This is a genomic window from Massilia sp. BHUDP2 (assembly GCF_046236355.1).
In the GTDB taxonomy this organism is placed as follows: Bacteria; Pseudomonadota; Gammaproteobacteria; order Burkholderiales; family Burkholderiaceae_D; genus Telluria; species Telluria varians.
Map to the genome: position 1 here is coordinate 99,016 of NZ_JBJUVW010000002.1, position 18,350 is coordinate 117,365.

Here is an 18,350-nt window from a genome sequence, read left to right on the forward strand (position 1 = left end):
CGAGAGGAGAACTATTCATGTCCGATTTCTTTCTGGGTGAAATCCGCGCATTCGCATTCGGCCGGGTCCCGCGCGGCTGGATGCCGTGCCAGGGCCAGACCTTGCAGGTCAATCAGAACCAGGCGCTGTTCGCCATCATCGGAACGATGTATGGCGGCGACGGCCGTACTACCTTCAATCTCCCCGACCTGCGCGGTCAGGCGCCCCTGTGCTTCGGTCCCGGCTATCCGCAGGGCGCGGCCGGCGGCAGCGCCACGCACGCGCTGATCGACAAGGAAATCCCGACGCACACCCACCAGGCCCTTGCCTCCGCGCAGCCGGCTTCCCAGCCTTCGCCTTCCGGCAACACCTGGGCCGCGCTGGCCGGCGAGTACGCGGCAACGAGCAACGTCCAGATGGCCCCGCAGGCACTGGGCACCGCGGGCGGCAGCCAGCCGCACAACAATATGCAGCCTTACCTGGCAATCAATCTGTGCATTGCCATCTCGGGTATTTTCCCGCCACGACAATAAGAAGGAGAGCCGGAGCATGGATTCATACATTGGAGAAGTACGCATTTTCACCGGCCAGTACGCGCCGAACGGCTGGGCAGATTGCAACGGGCAATTGCTGAGCATTCAGCAGTACTCGACGCTGTTCGCGGTCATCGGCGCCATCTACGGTGGCGACGGCCGCACGACCTTCGCCCTGCCGAACCTGAACGGCCGCGTGCCGCTGCACCAGGGAACCGGCAACGGCTTGACGCCGCGGGTGGTCGGCCAGGTGGGCGGCAGCGCTGCCGTCACCCTGGACCAGACCCAGATGCCTGCCCACGTCCACCTGCCGCAGGCGCTCGACAACCAGGGATCGACGACCGACCCGACCGCTGCCGTCTGGGCCAAGACACCCAAGGCCGGCAAGGCCAAGGTCGATACGCCGGGTTACTATCCGACGCCCGACACGGCCATGAATGCGCAGGCGCTGGGGCCGGCGGGCAGCGGCCAGCCGCACAACAACATGCAACCCTACCTACCGCTGCGCTTCATCATTTCACTCGAAGGCGTGTTCCCCAGCAGGCCTTGATCGTCGCAGCACCAGCACCCGGCGGCCTCAGTGCCGCCGGAAATGATTTCCATCTACTCTCCCCGTTCCCGCCATGACTGAGCCAATGTCGCCCACTACCCTCCCGGAATCGCAAGCCCTCCCGCAGACCCCTGCGCCGCGCGCGATCGTGTTTGTCGAGACTGACGTTCAAGACTATCAAACCCTGCTGGCCGGACTGGCGCCGGACAGCGAAGTCCACATCCTGGACGCCGGTGAAGACGGCCTGGCGCGCATGGCCCAGGTGCTGGAGGGGAGGAGCGGCATCGAGGCCCTGCACATTGTTTCTCACGGCAAGGAAGGCAAGGTTTCGCTCGGCTCGCTGCAGCTGACCAGCGAGGTGCTGGATGCCCGCGCCGGCGAGCTGGCCACGATCCGCGCCGCGCTCGCACCGGACGCCGATATCCTGCTCTACGGTTGCGAGGTCGGCGCGGGCACGGACGGCGCCACCTTCGTCGAACAACTGGCGCAGGCCAGCGGCGCCGACGTCGCCGCATCGACCGATGCAACGGGCTCCGTCGCATTGGGCGGCAACTGGGTACTCGAGCGGACGACCGGGACCATCAGCTCCTACAGCCCGTTCTCGGCGAGCGCACTGCGCGACTACGGCAACCTGCTGGCCCCGAACGGCACCGCGAACGGCACCTATGATTTCAGTGATACGATCGGCACATACAATTCCGGTGGCAATGGCTTCGTGAAGATTGGTGACAAGTTCGTCATCTCGAACGGCGTCGAGCGCGAACTGGGCAGCACGGCGATTTATTACAATTCTGGTCCCGGCGTTCCCAGCGCCAGCATGGTTATCAAGGCCGAGGGAGGCGCAGTCGCCAAGACCTTCAGCTTCCAGGACTTGACATTGTCCTTTTACGATTTCCAGAACAACATAGCTGTCTCGAGGCTCGACGCACTGGAGATCGTTACCAAGAACACCCTCGACGTCCCGATTTCCACGTACAGGATGGCGGGAGTCTATTCGCCCGGAAACGCCACGCCGTTCAAGGCAAGCACGGTGTTGAACGGGGGCGTTTCGTTCTCTGACAACAATGTGGCATCCATTACGATCAGCTGGACCTTGGGAGAGAATCCCGCCTATCCCGGGTATATGGGCGATGAAGCGTGGAACCTACTGTTCCATAGCATTCAAATCGCCAACGTCAGCGCCTCGCAGCCACCCAGCGCACCAAGCGCGCCCGACCTGGCGCCCCTCGACGACAGCGGCACCTTCAATAGCGACAACATCACCAACGCCAGCCTGTTGTCCTTCAGCGGCACCAGCGCGACGGCCGACAACGGCGGCACGGTGCGTGTCTTCCTCGACAAGAACAACAACGGCGTCTTCGATGCCGGCACCGACCCCACCAATACCGCATCGACCAGCAACGGCGCCTGGACCGTGAACGGCATCGATGCCACCAGCGTCAGCGACGGCGTCTACAAGGTCTATGCCCAGGTGAGCAACGGCGGACAGACCAGCGCGGTCGGCACTGCGCTCAACGTCACGATCGACCGCACCGCGCCTACCGTGGCCATCACCAGCAACAGGAGCACCCTGAAGGCCGGCGAAACCGCGACGATTACCTTCACCTTCAGCGAAGACCCCGGCAACACCTTCACCTGGAACGGCAGCGGCGGCGACGTGACCGTCAGCGGCGGCACCCTGAGCGGGATCTCGGGCAGCGGCCTGACCCGCACCGCGACCTTCACGCCCACCAACGGCGTCAACGGCGGCACGGCCAGCATCAGCGTGGCCGCCGGCAGCTACGCCGACCTGGCCGGCAACATTGGCGGCGCCGGCAGTACGCCGTCGATCAGTTTCGACACCCTGGCGCCGGCAGTCAGCTCGATCGTGCGCGCCAATGCCACGCCGAGCAACGCCAGCTCGGTGCAGTACACCGTCACCTTCGACAGCAGCGTTACCGGCGTCGACGCCGGCGATTTCAAGCTGACGACCACCGGAAACACGGCCGGCAGCATCGCCGCGGTCAGCGGCAGCGGCAGCACCTACACCGTCACGGTCAACGGGATCACCGGCGACGGCACCATGAGGCTCGATCTGAACAGCAGCGCCACCGGCATCACCGACACGGGCGGCAATGCCCCGGGCGGGTATACCGGCGGCGAGGTTTACACCTTCGACCATACCGCCCCGGTCGTCAGTTCGGTGGCGGTACCGGCATCGGCCACCTATCGCGCCGGCCAGGACCTGGACTTCACGGTCAACTTCAACGAGACGGTGGTGGTCGACGCGGCCGGCGGGACGCCGTCGCTCGCGCTCACGCTCGACACCGGAGGGACGGTACAGGCGTTCTACGTGAGCGGCTCGGGCAGCAGCGCGCTGAACTTCCGCTACACCGTCGTCAGTGGCCAGGCGGACAACAACGGCATCGCCCTCGGCGCCGGCATCGCGCTCAATGGCGCCACCATCAGGGACGCAGTGGGCAACAACGTTGCGACGGCGCTGAACAGTGTCGGCTCCACTTCCGGCGTGCTGGTTGCGGCGCTGGCGCCGACCGTCAGCGCCATCGAACGGGTCGGCCAGGCGCTCACCAAGTCCACCAGCGTCGACTACACCGTTACCTTCTCGGAGAGCGTCACCGGCGTCGACGCGAGCGACTTCACCCTGGCGGGCAGCGGCGTGAGCGGCACGATCGCCGGCGTCAGCGGCAGCGGCACCACCTATACCGTCACCGTCGACAACGTCAGCGGCGACGGCAGCCTGCGCCTGGACCTGAATGCGGGCGGCACCGGCATCGTCAACGCCAGCAGCCAGGGCGTGTCCGGCGGCTTCACGGCCGGCCAGTCCTACACGATCGACCAGACCGCGCCGTTGCTCGCCAGTGCGATCTCGATCTCCGACACCGCACTCAAGATCGGCGATGGCGCCACCGTCACCTTCGCCTTCACCGAAGCGGTGACCGGCTTCACGGTCGCCGACGTCACCGTGCCGGGCGGTTCGCTCACCAACCTGAGCTCGAGCGACGGCGGCCGTACCTGGACCGCCACCCTGCTGCCGAACGCCGGCGCCAGCAGCGCGTCCAACGTGCTGACCCTGAACTACGGCGGCATCGCCGACCTGGCCGGCAACGCCGGCAGCGGCACGGCCGACAGCGGCAACTACGCGGTCGACACCGTGCGCCCGAGCCTGGCCTCCAGCATCGCGATCTCCGAGACCGCGCTCGCCATCGGCGGCAGCGCCACCGTGACCTTTACCTTCACCGAGGCGGTGACCGGTTTCACCACTGCCGACGTGAGCGTGGCCAATGGTACGCTTTCAAGCCTGGCCTCGGGTGACGGCGGCATCACCTGGACCGCGACACTGACGCCTTTGGCCAACGCCACGTCCGCCAGCAACGTGCTGACGCTGAACTATGCCGGCATCGCCGACCTGGCCGGCAACGCCGGCACCGGCACCGTCGACAGCGGCAACTACCGCGTCGACACCATTCGTCCGAGCCTGGCGGCCGGCATCACGATCTCCGACACCGCCCTGAAGAACGGCGACAGCGCCACCGTCACCTTCGTCTTTACCGAAGCCGTCACCGGCTTCACCGCGGACGACGTCACGGTCCCCAACGGCACCCTGTCGAACCTGGCGTCAAGCAACGGCGGCATCACCTGGACCGCGACCCTGACCCCTGCGGCCGGCGTCAACGACACCAGCAACGTCCTGACCCTGAACTACGCGGGCATCGCCGACCTGGCCGGCAATGCCGGCAACGGCACCGTCGCCAGCCCCAACTACGCCGTCCAGACCACGGTGCCGGTACTCGCCTCGCCGATCACGATCTCCGACACCGCGCTCAAGATCGGCGACAGCGCCACCGTCACGTTCGCCTTCAGCGAGGCGGTCACCGGCTTCACGGTCGCCGACGTCACTGTGCCGAACGGCAGCCTGTCCAACCTGTCCAGCAGCGACGGCGGCGTCACCTGGACCGCGACCCTGGCGCCCGCCGCCGGCAGCACCGACGCCAGCAATGTCCTGACCCTGAACTATGCCGGCATCGCCAACCTGGCCGGCAATGCCGGCAGCGGCAGCGCCGACAGCGTCAACTACAGCGTCGACACCGTCCGCCCGAGCCTGGCGACCAGCATCGTCATCTCCGATACCGCGCTGGCGAGCGGCGACACGGCCACCGTCACCTTTACGTTCAGCGAAGCCGTCACCGGCTTCACCGCCGGCGACGTGACCGTGCCGAACGGCACCCTGTCGAACCTGGCCTCAAGCGACGGCGGCATCACCTGGACCGCGACCCTGAACCCGGGCACCGGCGTCGTCGCCGCCAGCAACGTGCTCACGCTGAACTACGCGGGCATCGCCGACCTGGCCGGCAATGCCGGCGCCGGCACTGTCACCAGCGGCAACTACGCGATCGACACGACCGCACCGGTGCTGGCCTTGCCGATCACGATTTCCGACACCGCGCTCAAGATCGGCGACAGCGCCACCGTCACCTTTGTCTTCACCGCGCCGGTGACCGGGTTCACCACCGAGGACATTACCGTGCCGAACGGCAGCCTGTCCAATCTCGCCACCAGCGACGGCGGCACCACCTGGACCGCGACCCTGAACCCGGATGCCGGCGCCAGCAGTGCTTCCAACGTCCTGACCCTGGACTACAGCGGCATCGCCAACCTGGCCGGCAACGCCGGCAGCGGCACTGCCGCCAGCGGCAACTACGCGGTCGACACCGTGCGTCCGAGCCTGGCCTCGGCAATCGCGATCTCCGACACCGCGCTCGCCATCGGCGGCAGCGCCACCGTGACTTTCACCTTCACCGAGGCGGTGAGCGGCTTCACCACCGCCGACGTCAGCGTGGCCAACGGCACGCTTTCGGGCCTGAGCTCGAGCGACGGCGGCATCACCTGGACCGCGACCCTGAGCCCTTCGGCCAACACCAGCGCCGCCGCCAACGTGCTGACCCTGGACTACACCGGCATCGCCGACCTGGCCGGCAATGCCGGCAGCGGCACTGCCGCCAGCGGCAACTACGCGGTCGACACCGTGCGTCCAAGCCTGGCCGCCGGCATCACGATCTCCGACACCGCCCTGAAGACCGGCGAAACGGCCACCGTCACCTTCACGTTCACCGAGGCCGTCACCGGCTTCACCACGGCCGACGTGAGCGTGCCGAACGGCGTCCTGTCGAATCTCGCCACGGGCGACGGCGGCATCACCTGGACTGCGACCCTGACGCCTTCGGCCGGCGCAAGCAGCGCCAGCAACGTGCTGACCCTGAACTACACGGGCATCGCCGACCTGGCAGGCAATGCCGGCAGCGGTACTGTCAGTAGCGGCAACTATGCGGTCGACACGACGGCGCCGGCGCTGGCGTCGCCGATCGCCATTTCCGACACCGTGCTCAAGATCGGTGACAGCGCCACCGTCACCTTCGTGTTCAACCAGGCGGTCACCGGCTTCACGGCCGCCGACGTCACCGTGCCGAACGGCAGCCTGTCCAATCTCTCCACCAGCGACGGCGGCACCACCTGGACCGCGACCTTGAGCCCGGATGCCGGCGCCAGCGATGCGAGCAACGTCCTGACCCTGGACCTCGGCGGCATCGCCAACCTGGCCGGCAACGCCGGCACCGGCAGCGCCGACAGCGCCAACTACGCGGTCGACACCGTGCGTCCGACGCTGGCGTCCAGCATCGCGATCTCGAACGCCGCGCTCGCCCTCGGCGGCAGCGCCACCGTCACCTTCACTTTCAGCGAGGCGGTGACCGGCTTCACCGCCGCCGACGTCAGCGTCGCCAACGGCGCCCTGTCCGGCCTTGCCTCGAGCGACGGCGGCGTCACCTGGACCGCGACCCTGACCCCTTCGGTCGATACCAGCGCCGCCGCCAACGTGCTCACCCTGGACTACGCCGGCATCACCGACCTGGCCGGCAACACGGGCAGCGGCAGCGCCGACAGCGGCAACTACGCCGTCGATACCGTGCGCCCGACGCTGGCTTCCGGCATCGTCATCTCCGACACCGCATTGACGACCGGCGACACGGCCACCGTCACCTTTACGTTCACCGAAGCCGTGAGCGGTTTCAGCACCGACGACGTCACCGTCCCCAACGGCACCCTGTCGAACCTGGCGTCGAGCGACGGCGGGATCACCTGGACCGCGACCCTGACCCCTTCGGCCGACACCAGCGCCGCCGGCAACGTGCTGACCCTGGACTATGCGGGCATCACCGACCTGGCCGGCAATGCCGGCAGCGGCACCGTCGCCAGCGCCAGCTATGTCGTCCAGACCACGGCGCCGAAGCTGGCCTCGCCCATCACGATCTCCGACAGCGCGCTCAAGATCGGCGACAGCGCCACCGTCACCTTCGTCTTCACCGAAGCCGTCACCGGCTTCACGGTCGACGACGTCACGGTGCCGAGCGGCAGCTTGTCCAACCTCGCCAGCAGCGACGGCGGCACCACCTGGACCGCGACCCTGCTGCCCGCCGCCAACGCCAGCAATGCGTCGACCTTCCTGACGCTGGACCTCGGCGGCATCACCAGCCTGGCCGGCAACGCCGGCAGCGGCAGCGCCGACAGCGGCGTCTACGCGGTCGACACGCGCGCGCCGACGGCGACGGTGACCATGTCCGACACCGACCTGCGCGCCGGCGAGACCGCACTGGTGACCGTACGCTTCAGCGAGGCCGTCACCGGTTTCAGCGGCGCCGCGGTCAGCGCCGCCAACGGCAGCCTGGGCGACTTCGCCAGCACCGACGGCGGCATTACCTGGAGCGCGACCTTCACCCCGGCCGCCGGGACGACGGCTGTCGTCAACGTCATGAGGGTCGACCTGGCGGGCGTGCTGGATGCCGCCGGCAACCCCGGCGCCGGCAGTGCGGTGTCGCCCTCGTATGTGGTCAGGACCGCGTCGGCGCCGCCGCCCGCGACCGGCCTGGTCGACGGTGTGCCGATCTTCACCCAGGTCGGACCGGTCGACCCGGCCACCGGCGTCGCGACCACCAGCTTGACGATCCCGGTGATCGAAGCCACGCGTTCGGACGACCCGAACTCCGCCCACGGCAACCTGGCCGACATCCCGCTGGGCCTGGGCGAGGCGAACGGCCCGCGCACCGAGCTGCTGGTGAGCCTGCCGACCGGCACCGGCATGCAGGTCGAAGGTCCCGCCAGCCTGCTGAGCAACGCCCAGGCGCTGCTCGACCTGATCCGCCGGATCGAGAACAAGACCGAGGCCGGCTCCAGCGTCCAGGCCGACATGACCGGCCAGGGCGGCAGCTTCCTGTCCAGCCTCGCGCCGAACACCCTGTTGGAGAGCAAGACGGTGGTGCTCACGGCCGGGTCGGCCACGCCGCAGACCATCCTGATCAACGGCAGTTCCACCACGCCGGCCAACGGCGGCAGCAACGCCACCGCGATCGGCCTGGTGCTCGACGCCAAGGCGCTGCCGAGCGGCAGCGTGCTGCAACTGAACAACGTCGACTTCGCGGCCATCATCGGCGCGGCGACCCTGCGCGGCGGCGACGGCCGCAACTACGTGACCGGCGACGACGCCCGCCAGAACATCTTCCTGGGCGCGGACGACGACGTGCTCGCGGGCGGCGGCGGCGACGACATCATCGGCAGCGCCGGCGGCGACGACCTGCTCGACGGCGGCGACGGCGACGACATCGTCGTCGGCGGCATCGGCAACGACCGCCTGATCGGCGGCGCAGGCGACGACATCCTGCAGGGCGGCCGCAGCAGCCAGGGCGGCTGGCAGTTCTACCTGGACGCCGCCGGCACCCTCAAGGCGCAGCACGAGACCGCGCTGTTCGCGCCGGGCCAGAAGGAAACCCTCGCGCTGGGCGAGCTGAACGGCGCAGCCGAAGGCCTGTCCTTCCTCGCGGCCGACAAGGCGATGCTGTCCTCGCTGTCCCTGCTCTACCATGCCGCCTTCGGCCGCGCGCCGGACCTGGCTGGACTGGAATACTGGGCTCGCGCCGGCGCCGACATCGGCGCCGTGGCCAAGCTGTTCCTGCAGTCCGCCGAATGGCAGGACGGCGCCGGCCGCGCGCTGTCCGACAGCGCCTTTGTCCAGGCGCTGTACCAGAACGCCCTCGGCCGCCAGGCCGACAGCGGCGGGCTGGCCTTCTGGCTCGGGAAACTGGCAGGCAGCGCCGCTGCGCCGGCCATGAGCCGGGTCGACATGATGCTGGCGCTCTCCCAGAGCAGCGAACACAAGCTGGCCTGGAACACCGCCGATGGCTACCTGATCGGCGCGGGCAGCGTGGCCCGCGAAAACGACTGGATCGCCGGCAGCGGCGACGACCGTCTCGAGAGCGGCGCCGGCAGCAACGTGCTGGTGGGCGGCGACGGCATCGATACGGCGGTGTACGCCGGCAAGATGCTCGATTACCGCTTCATCATTGACAGCGCCGGCCACCTGAAGGTGGCCAACCGGGCCAACGCCGACGTCGACCAGCTGTTCGGCATCGAAAAAGGCGAGTTCAGCGACGGCACCGTGGACCTGGGCTTCCTGCAAGGGAAGCTGTCCACGCTGACCCAGCTGGGCCTGCTGTACCAGGCGGTACTCGACCGTGCGGGCGACCTCGGCGGCTTCCAGTGGTGGCTCTCCACCGGCATGGACGGCGCCCAGCTGGTGCAGGGCTTCACCCAGACGGCCGAGTTCAAGGCGCGCTACGACGGCGCCAGCGACGCCGCCTTCGTCAAGGCGCTGTTCGACAACTCCGGCCTGGACGCCGGCGCCGCGGGCGGTGTCGCGCACTGGGAAAACTACCTGCGCACGCACACCCGCGCCGAGTTGATCGGCAGCTGGCTGCAATCCGGCGACGTGGCGGGCGCACAGTTCGCCGGCCAGGGCCTGTGGCTGGTCTGAGCGCAGCGTCGGACGGCGGCGAAGGGGACGCAGCGGCGCTGGCCGCGTTGTGGGAACGCAGCGCCGGCCAGGGCAGGGAACATCCGGATGCCGAGGCGGTGCCGTGGCAGCGCCAGCTGCGGGCGCTGTACCGGCGCGGCATCTCCCTCGAGAGCGCCCTGCACTACCTGTACGGCGAGCGCCCGAGCCGCGCAGCCTTTCAGGCCTGGCTGCTGGAGCGCACCCGTGCGCCGCTGGCCGAGCCGGCAGGGGCGCCCGCCGCGATTGAGGCCGCGCTGTCCGCGGCGCAGCTGGATTTCTGGGACCGTCACGGCTACCTGGTGCTGCCCGGCGCCGCATCAAGCGCGCAATGCGAGGCGGCGCGCCGCGCCATCTGGGAATGCCTCGGCGCCAGCCCGGAGCATCCGGCCAGCTGGTACCGGGAACACCCTGCCAGGCGCGGCATGATGCTGGATTTTTCCGACCACCCGGCGCTCGCGGCCAACCGCGCGCTGCCGGCCGTGCGCCGCACCTGCGAAGCCTTGTACGGCTCGGCCGCCATCTATCCGACCATCGACAAGGTCAGTTTCAATCCGCCCGAGACGGCCGGCTGGCGCTTCCAGGGCAGTCCCCTCCATTGGGACGCGAGCCTGAGCCAGCCGGTGCCGTTCCGGCTGCAGGGCCTGCTCTACCTGGGCGACTGCGGTCCGCAGGACGGCGCCTTCCACTGCGTCCCCGGCTTTCACCGGCGCCTGCCGGAATGGCTGTCCACGGTGCCGGCCGGCGTCCACCCGCGCGACTGGGCCTTGAGCGACCTGCGCCCGGAGCCGGTGCCCGGCCGGGCCGGCGACTTCATCCTCTGGCACCAGGCCCTGCCGCACTGCGCCACGCCCAACCGGGGCATACTCCCGCGCATGGTGCAATACCTTACCTATCTGCCGGAATCCGGCGACGAGCACACCGAATGGATCTGACACAGCCGCACGACAAGCGCAACACCGACGACGCAGGCAAGGCTGCGGTTAGCGACCTGGAACAGCTGCGCGCGCTCGCCCGCGCCATCCTGGCCGCGGGCCCTGGCCTGCACGAGGCGATCGTCCCGATCCAGGACCTGCGCCTGCTGGCCGAACGCCTGTCCCGGATGGACATGTCGGTGCATCTGAACATCGGGGACGGCCAGAGCTGGCTGGAGTCGGGTCTGGCGGTATCGCCCGTGACCGCCGCGCTGTGCGCACGCGAATTCCTGCGCAGCGCCGCCTTCATCCAGGGCGCCGCCCGGGCGATGGACGCGGCCGCTGCGCGTGCCGGAGGCCGCCCGCTGCGGGTCCTGTACGCCGGCTGCGGCCCGTTCGCCTTCCTGCTGCTGCCCCTGCTGGCCCTGTGGCCGGCCGACCGGGCCCGCTTCACCCTGCTCGACATCCATGCCGAGGCGCTGGCCCCGGCGCGCCGGCTGGTGGAAGCCCTGGGCCTGGAACCTGGCGTGGCGGCCTGGGTGCAGGCCGACGCCGCGACCTGGCGGCTCGACCCGGAGGCGCTGCCCGACGTGATCGTCAGCGAAACCATGAGCGCGGCGCTCAAGCGCGAACCGCAGGTGGCGATCGCCCGCAACCTGCTCGGCCAGGCGCCAGGGGCGCTGATGGTGCCGGCCGAGGTACGGGTCGATGGCGTGCTGTGCGAGCGGCCCGACGCGCACAGCGCATGGCGCGAAACCACGGCCCTGGGCCAGGTGTTCGCGCTGAATGCGGCGTCGGTGCAGGCCTGGGACGCCGCCCCCGACGGCAGCCTGCCGGCAGCCGCCATCACCCTGCCGCCGGTTCTGGCCCCGCACAACACGCTGCGCCTCTTGACCGAAATCACCGTCTTCGACGACATCGTGCTGCGCCAGGGCGACTGCAGCCTGAACACCCCGCGCTTCCTGGACGGCAAGCCGGCCTTCGAAGGCGGCCAGCAGTTGCATTTGCGCTACCGGCTGGGCGCCGATCCCGGGATCGCGTATATGGAGCCTGCCCGAGCGCCGCCCCCAGCTGCGATCGCGAATGACTTAACGCCTTGATTTGGCTATAATTTCGCCCTTCGCATCGAGGATTCCCGCCATGTCACTGTTTGATCACCAGCTTGAACTGCTGTCGCCCGCCAAAACCGCCGAGATCGGCCGCGAGGCCATCCTCCACGGCGCCGACGCGGTGTACATCGGCGGCCCCGCCTTCGGCGCGCGCCACAATGCCAGCAATCCGCTGGAGGACATCGCCGCCCTGGTCGAATTCGCCCACCGCTACCGCGCGCGCATCTTCGTGACCATGAACACGATCATGCACGACAGCGAACTCGACCTGGCCCGCCAGCAGATCTGGCAGTTGTACGAGGCCGGCGTCGACGCCCTGATCATCCAGGACATGGGACTGCTGGAGTTGGACCTGCCGCCGATCCAGCTGCACGCCTCGACCCAGTGCGACATCCGTACCGTGGAGAAGGCGAAGTTTCTGGGCGATGTCGGCTTTTCGCAGCTGGTGCTGGCGCGCGAACTGACCGTCGAGCAAATCCGCAAGATCAAGGCGCAAGTGGATACCCCGCTCGAATACTTCGTGCACGGCGCCCTGTGCGTGGCCTTCTCGGGCCAGTGCTACATCTCGCACGCCGACACCGGCCGCAGCGCCAACCGCGGCGACTGCTCGCAGGCCTGCCGCCTGCCGTATACCCTGAGCGATGGCCAGGGCCGCGTGGTCGCCTACGAAAAGCACCTGCTGTCGATGAAGGACAACGACCAGAGCCGCAACCTGGAAGCCCTGGTCGACGCCGGCATCCGCTCGTTCAAGATCGAGGGCCGCTACAAGGACATGGGCTACGTGAAGAACATCACGGCCCACTACCGCCTGCTGCTCGACGAGCTGCTCGAGCGTCGTCCGGAATACGCGCGCGCGTCCAGCGGCAACACCCGCGTGCTGTTCACCCCGGACGTCGACAAGAACTTCCATCGCGGCCACACCGATTACTTCGCGCTCGGCCGCCAGGACGACATCGGCGCCTTCGACTCGCCCAAGTACATCGGCGTGGAGCTGGGCACGGTCACCCGCATCGGCCCGGACTTCATCGACCTGGCCACCAATGCGGCGATGGCCAACGGCGACGGCCTGAACTACATGAACAAGCGCGAGACGGTCGGCATCCAGGCCAACACGGCGCAGAAGCTGGGCGAGGACGCGGATGGCCAGAACTGGCGCGTGTTCCCGAACGAACCCGTCAAGAGCCTGGCCGGCCTGAAGGTCGGCACCATCGTGCACCGCAACCGCGACCATCACTGGGAATCGGCGCTCTCCAAGAAGTCGTCCGAGCGCAAGGTCAGGGTCGACCTGCTGCTGGCCGAACAGCCCGACGGTCTGCGCCTGACGCTGCGCGACGAGGACGGCATCGAGACCGCGACCAGCGCCGTGATCGCGCTGCAGCCGGCCCAGCAGGCGGCGCAGGCGGAAAGCGCGCTGCGCACCAGCATCGCCAAGCTCGGCAACACGATGTTCGAAGCCGGCGCGGTCGAGCTGCAATTGACGCAGCCCTGGTTCGTGGCCTCCAGCGCGATCAATGCGCTGCGCCGCGACGCGATCGCCGCCCACGAAGCGGCGCGCCTGGCAAGCTGGGACCGTCCGCAGCGCAAGGCCCCAGCCGAGCCGCCGGCGGTCTATCCGGAGCAGCAGCTGAGCTACCTGGCCAACGTCTACAACGAGAAGGCGCGCGCCTTCTACCACAAGCACGGCGTGCAGCTGATCGACGCGGCCTACGAGTCGCACGAAGAGCCGGGCGAAGTGTCCCTGATGATCACCAAGCACTGCCTGCGCTTCTCGTTCAACCTGTGCCCGAAGCAGGCCAAGGGTGTCCAGGGCGTGCAGGGCCAGGTCAAGGCCGAGCCGATGACCCTGGTGAGCGGCAACGAGCGCTACACCCTGCGCTTCGACTGCAAGCCCTGCGAGATGCACGTGGTGGGCGCGATGAAGGACAACATCCTCAAGCAGCCGCCGCCCTCGGCCGTGCCTTACAGCCCGCTGGTCTTCCACAAGCAGCGCCCGCGCGCCTGATTTTTACCGATCGGTAAAAAACCTGGCCCGGCGCTCGCCGGGCAATCAACACGCTGAGCATGTAGCCTGCGGCCGCCCCAAGGCGGCCCGCGGGCGCTAGCATGGCGGCATGTCCATTCCGGAGATGTCCCGATGCAGCACCTGATGCCCTACCTGGCCGCCCTTCCGCTGGCTCTTGCCTCCGTCCTGCCTGCCCAGGCAGCCGAGCCAATCTCGCCGCGCTTCAATGGCGACCCGTCGCCGCACTGGTTCCCGTTCGATGGCGGCAAGTTCTACCTGTACGCCACCGACGACGCCTCGAATAGCGGCAACTACTGGGATTCGGTCACCTGGCGCCTGTACACCTCGCAGGACATGCGCGGCTGGCAGGATGCCGGCGTGCCGCTCGACGTGAGGGTGTTCAAGTGGGCAAAGCCGGATGCCAAGGCCTGGGCGCCGGAAGCGGCCTACCGCAACGGTCAATACTATTTCTACGCGCCGGTCGGCGGCGACAAGATCGGCGTCGCCGTCTCCAGCCGCCCGGACGGCGGCTTCGTGGATGCACGCCTCGACCCGCTGGTCGACAAGGCGCGCGACCTTAACGCCGGCGACGAGCCGATCGACCCCGCCATGTTCGTCGACAAGGATGGCCAGGCTTACCTGTACTTCGGCACCCGGGTGCCCAAGGTCGTCAAGCTGAAGCCCGACATGGTGAGCCTGGACGGGCCGATCCTGGACGTGGCCATCGCGGGACTGCCGGCAGCCGACCCGAAGAAAAAATTCGGCGAAGCCCCCTTCCTGCACCAGCGCGGCGGCGTCTACTACTTCACTTTCTCCAGCGGCTGGCCCGGACAGATCCTGTACGCCACCGGCAGCTCGCCATTGGGGCCCTTCACCTACCGCGGCGTGGTGCTCGATTACCTGAAGATCTCGACCAACCACCAGGCCATCGTCGAGCACGACGGCAGAAGCTGGCTCTTCTATCACGACAATCTGCTGCCGGGCGGCGGCAGCCACCGCCGTTCGATCGCGATCGCGCCGCTCGAGTACGAGGCGGACGGCAGCATCCGCCAGGTCACGCGCTAAGAACAACGCCGCCCGGTTGCCCTGGGCGGCGTTTTGCGTTGAAAGTCAGGGAGCTCAGTCGACCGTCGCGCCGCTGTCCTTCACGACCTTGCCCCAGCGCGCATGCTCGGCCTGCACGAACTTGCCGAAGTTGGCCGGCGTGTCGCCCACGAAGTCGGAACCGGTATCGGCCAGCACCTTCTGGAACTCCGGCCCCTTCATGACCTTGATCGCTTCGGCATTGATCTTGGCGATCACGTTCGCCGGGGTCTTGGCCGGGGCGAACATGCCGTACCAGGCATAGGACTCGATCTGCGGCAGGCCGGCTTCGGCGAAGGTCGGCACGTCGGGCAACAGCGGCGAGCGCTTGGCGCTCGAGATCGCGATCGGCTTGACCTTGCCGCTCTTGATATGCGGCATGATTGCGATGGTGCTGTCGAACATCATCGGGATGTGGCCGCCCAGCAGGTCGGAGATCGCCGGCGCCGAACCTTTATAAGGCACGTGGGTCATCTGCAGCTTGGTCACGCTGGCGAACAGTTCGCTGGTCAGGTGCTGCGGCGTGCCGTTGCCCGAGGAGCCATACGAGAACTGGCCCTTCTTGGACTGGATGTAGGCCATCAGTTCCTTCAGGTTCTTGGCCGGCACGTTCGGGCCGGCGACCAGCACCAGCGGCACGCGCAGCAGGTTGGTGACCGGCGCCAGGTCCTTCAGCGGGTCGAAGCTCATGTTCTTGTACAGGCTCGGGTTGATCACGATCGGCGCGCTCGAGGTGATCAGGAGCGTCGAGCCATCCGGCTTGGCGCGGGTGACGGCCGCCGTGCCGATGTTGCCGCCGCCGCCGGCGCGGTTGTCGATCACGAAGGATTGGCCCAGGCCCTGCGTCAGGCCCTTGGCCAGCGGACGCGCCGCGATGTCCGAGGGCCCGCCCGGCGGCCATGGCACCACCACCGTCACGGTCGAGCTAGGCCAGTTCTGGGCCAGCGCGCTGAAAGAAATCGCCGATGCCGCCGCTACACATGCCAGCTTCAAGGTGGTACGTCCGGCGCTGCCGAAAAATTGTCGCATAGTCTCCATCCTTTGTTGATGATTTGGTATTGAGCGGACAGTTTATCCTATCCGTCGGCCGGCAACACGGCCTGTACGCTACGTGGAAATACGTAGCCAAGCTATGCACCCGCACTAATTACAACAACGTCATCAATTTTCGCAAAGGAAACCTAGCTTTATTATAAGAAATGAACTAATCTGTAGGATCACTCCTACTTCTGTTCAATATGGACCGCAGCTATCCCTACAGCCGCCGCCTGCTCTCACGTGCCCGTCTGGGCAAGCGCATCGCCGCCGTGGCCGGCGCCGGCCTGGTGGCCGCAACTGCCGTGTTCATGTTGACATGGAAACCAGATCCGGTCGCCGCCGCCGTGCCCGCGCCCTTCCTGCCGGCGCTGGCCCTGAACGGCCCGTCCGGCGCCGCTGAGCCGCTCCAGCGCGGCCTGCGCCGCATCTACCCGTATTCGGTGGTCCCGGGCGGTGTCTCGGGCCAGTCGGAACTGCAGCGCATCATTCGCGCCGACAGCGTAGTCGCCGCCCACTATGCGAGCTTTGACACCGGCAAAGCGCGCGCCGTGGTGGTCGACAAGCCGCGCGCGGTGCACGTGTCCTACCGCAAGGGCGACAAGGTGTACTGGACCGCCCACAAGGTCATGCTGGCCCCGGGCGAAACCTTGCTCAGCGACGGCCGCAACGAGATGCGGGCGCGCTGCGCCAACCGCATTTCCGACCTGCCCCAGTACCCGGTGGAAGCCCATCGGCCCGCCATGGAGGAACTCGACCAGGCGATCGAACTCGCCGAGGGGGAAGAATACGCGCTGGGACCGGACGGCATGCCGGTGGCGATGGCCGCCGACGGCAGCATCCCGCGCCACACCGGGATGCGCTTCGCGGCCCGTGGCGCCGGCGCTGCCGGCAGCAGCGGCAGCGCCGCCACGCCCGCCAACAGCGCGCTCGCCGCGACCCTGGCGTCGAGCGCGAGCGGCATGGGGCCGGTCACGACCCTGGGCTTGTCGGGCACCTCGAGCAGCATGGGCAGCCGCCCACGTCCCACCAGCCAGCCGGTCACCGCCCCCGAGCCCGAGGCCCCTGGCGCGCCTGAAGTGGTCCCCGAGGGCGGCACCGGAAGCATTGGCGGTTCTTCCGGCGCGCCGGCGCCGTCGCCTGATGGCGGCACGCCGGGCGGCGCCCCGGTTGGCGGCGAGCCGGTGACGAGCCCGCTGCCCGATACGAGCACGACCCCAGGCACGCCTGCGCCGACTCCCGGGTTCGAAGCGCCCCTGCCCGGCACGAATCCCGGCACGAATCCCGGCACGAATCCCGCGCCCGGTCCCGTGACGCAGCCGCAACCGCAACCGATCCTCCCTGTGCCGACGCCGCTGCCGCCCGCGCCACCCGCTCCGGCGCCGGAACCCGTGCTGCCCAAGCCGGTGCCGGAGCCGCTTCCCCCGCAGGCGATCGTGCCGCCGGAGCCGGTGGAAGTGCCGGAACCGGGCAGCCTCTGGCTGTTCGGCCTGACGCTGGTCGCGATGGGCGTGCTGCGCCGCCGGCGCAGCACCTAAGCAGCGCCTGGGTCCTTCTCAGCCGGGAATCTTCAGGCCCGCGGCTACGGCCGGACGGGCGCGGAAGGCCTCGACCGCGGCCGTCACGCGCGGGAAGTCCTGGATCCCCACCAGTTCGCCGGCATCGTAGAAACCGACCAGGTTGTTCACCCATGGGAAGATCGCGATGTCCGCGATCGTGTACTCCTCCCCGGCCACCCAGCGGTGCTTGGCCAACTGGCCCTCGAGCACGCCCAGCAGGCGCTTCGATTCGTTCACATAGCGGTCGCGCGGGCGCTTGTCCTCGTAGTCCCGGCCGGCAAACTTGTGGAAGAAGCCGAGCTGGCCGAACATCGGGCCGATTCCGCCCATCTGGAACATCAGCCACTGGATGGTGGCGTAGCGCCCTGCCGGATCGCTCGGCAGGAAGCGGCCGCTCTTCTCGGCCAGGTAGAGCAGGATGGCGCCGGACTCGAACAGGGGCAGCGGCTTGCCGCCCGGCCCGTTCGGGTCGATGATGGCCGGGATCTTGTTGTTGGGGTTCAGCGAGAGAAAGGCCGGCGACAGCTGGTCATTGGTCTCGAAGCTGACTTTGTGCGGCTCGTAGGGCAGCCCGGTCTCCTCGAGCATGATCGATGCCTTCACGCCGTTCGGCGTGGGCAGCGAGTACAGCTGGATGCGGTCGGGGTGCTGCGCGGGCCACTTGGCGGTGATGCCGAAAGCGCTAAGGTCTGGCATGGCGGAAGTCCTATG

The 18,350-nt window shown here is 68.3% G+C and carries 10 protein-coding genes; 8 read left to right on the forward strand and 2 right to left on the reverse strand.

The genetic code is table 11. The features are described 5' to 3' along the window. Positions 1 to 17 precede the first annotated feature (17 nt). The 7 genes from ACK6C6_RS11225 to ACK6C6_RS11255 all read left to right on the forward strand — a co-directional run bounded on the left by ACK6C6_RS11225 (position 18) and on the right by ACK6C6_RS11255 (position 15,027). Positions 18 to 512 carry a phage tail protein gene (locus ACK6C6_RS11225; RefSeq protein ID WP_409267396.1) on the forward strand — a complete coding sequence of 165 codons (495 nt, stop codon included), beginning with the start codon at positions 18 to 20 and terminating at the stop codon, positions 510 to 512. A gap of 16 nt (positions 513 to 528) precedes the next feature. After that, on the forward strand, positions 529 to 1,062 hold the full coding sequence (locus ACK6C6_RS11230) for a phage tail protein (protein ID WP_409267397.1): 534 nt from the start codon (positions 529 to 531) through the stop codon (positions 1,060 to 1,062). An 85-nt stretch (positions 1,063 to 1,147) separates the two neighbouring features. After that, positions 1,148 to 9,919, forward strand: a complete 8,772-nt coding sequence (locus ACK6C6_RS11235; RefSeq protein ID WP_409267398.1) for an Ig-like domain-containing protein — start codon at positions 1,148 to 1,150, stop codon at positions 9,917 to 9,919. Further along, complete coding sequence (locus tag ACK6C6_RS11240) at positions 9,907 to 10,872, forward strand: phytanoyl-CoA dioxygenase family protein (protein ID WP_409267399.1); 966 nt, start codon at positions 9,907 to 9,909, stop codon at positions 10,870 to 10,872. The genes ACK6C6_RS11235 and ACK6C6_RS11240 overlap by 13 nt, the downstream gene beginning before the upstream one ends. Beyond that, positions 10,863 to 11,951, forward strand: a complete 1,089-nt coding sequence (locus ACK6C6_RS11245; RefSeq protein ID WP_409267400.1) for a hypothetical protein — start codon at positions 10,863 to 10,865, stop codon at positions 11,949 to 11,951. The genes ACK6C6_RS11240 and ACK6C6_RS11245 overlap by 10 nt, the downstream gene beginning before the upstream one ends. A gap of 40 nt (positions 11,952 to 11,991) precedes the next feature. Next, positions 11,992 to 13,962 (forward strand): peptidase U32 family protein, encoded by a 1,971-nt coding sequence (locus ACK6C6_RS11250; RefSeq protein WP_409267401.1) that lies wholly within the window; start codon positions 11,992 to 11,994, stop codon positions 13,960 to 13,962. 132 nt (positions 13,963 to 14,094) lie between these two features. Then, positions 14,095 to 15,027 carry a family 43 glycosylhydrolase gene (locus ACK6C6_RS11255; protein WP_409267402.1) on the forward strand — a complete coding sequence of 311 codons (933 nt, stop codon included), beginning with the start codon at positions 14,095 to 14,097 and terminating at the stop codon, positions 15,025 to 15,027. Between the two features lie 54 nt (positions 15,028 to 15,081). Here the strand turns inward: ACK6C6_RS11255 and ACK6C6_RS11260 are convergent, their stop codons facing one another. Then, entirely contained in the window at positions 15,082 to 16,074 is a 993-nt protein-coding gene (locus ACK6C6_RS11260) for a Bug family tripartite tricarboxylate transporter substrate binding protein (protein WP_409267403.1), read from the reverse strand. A gap of 209 nt (positions 16,075 to 16,283) precedes the next feature. On the opposite strand from ACK6C6_RS11260, the gene ACK6C6_RS11265 reads away from it, so the two are divergent. After that, entirely contained in the window at positions 16,284 to 17,618 is a 1,335-nt protein-coding gene (locus ACK6C6_RS11265; RefSeq protein WP_409267404.1) for a PEP-CTERM sorting domain-containing protein, read from the forward strand. An 18-nt stretch (positions 17,619 to 17,636) separates the two neighbouring features. Here the strand turns inward: ACK6C6_RS11265 and ACK6C6_RS11270 are convergent, their stop codons facing one another. Next, on the reverse strand, positions 17,637 to 18,335 hold the full coding sequence (locus ACK6C6_RS11270) for a glutathione S-transferase N-terminal domain-containing protein (protein WP_409267405.1): 699 nt from the start codon (positions 18,333 to 18,335) through the stop codon (positions 17,637 to 17,639). Positions 18,336 to 18,350: the final 15 nt, after the last annotated feature.

Bases quoted from the DNA above. Each gene is read 5' to 3' on its own strand.
- ACK6C6_RS11265 (WP_409267404.1), top strand. From the start codon at position 16,284: ATGGACCGCAGCTATCCCTACAGCCGCCGCCTGCTCTCACGTGCCCGT.
- ACK6C6_RS11230 (WP_409267397.1), top strand. From the start codon at position 529: ATGGATTCATACATTGGAGAAGTACGCATTTTCACCGGCCAGTACGCG.
- ACK6C6_RS11260 (WP_409267403.1), bottom strand. From the start codon at position 16,074: ATGCGACAATTTTTCGGCAGCGCCGGACGTACCACCTTGAAGCTGGCA.
- ACK6C6_RS11225 (WP_409267396.1), top strand. From the start codon at position 18: ATGTCCGATTTCTTTCTGGGTGAAATCCGCGCATTCGCATTCGGCCGG.
- ACK6C6_RS11250 (WP_409267401.1), top strand. From the start codon at position 11,992: ATGTCACTGTTTGATCACCAGCTTGAACTGCTGTCGCCCGCCAAAACC.
- ACK6C6_RS11270 (WP_409267405.1), bottom strand. From the start codon at position 18,335: ATGCCAGACCTTAGCGCTTTCGGCATCACCGCCAAGTGGCCCGCGCAG.
- ACK6C6_RS11235 (WP_409267398.1), top strand. From the start codon at position 1,148: ATGTCGCCCACTACCCTCCCGGAATCGCAAGCCCTCCCGCAGACCCCT.
- ACK6C6_RS11255 (WP_409267402.1), top strand. From the start codon at position 14,095: ATGCAGCACCTGATGCCCTACCTGGCCGCCCTTCCGCTGGCTCTTGCC.
- ACK6C6_RS11245 (WP_409267400.1), top strand. From the start codon at position 10,863: ATGGATCTGACACAGCCGCACGACAAGCGCAACACCGACGACGCAGGC.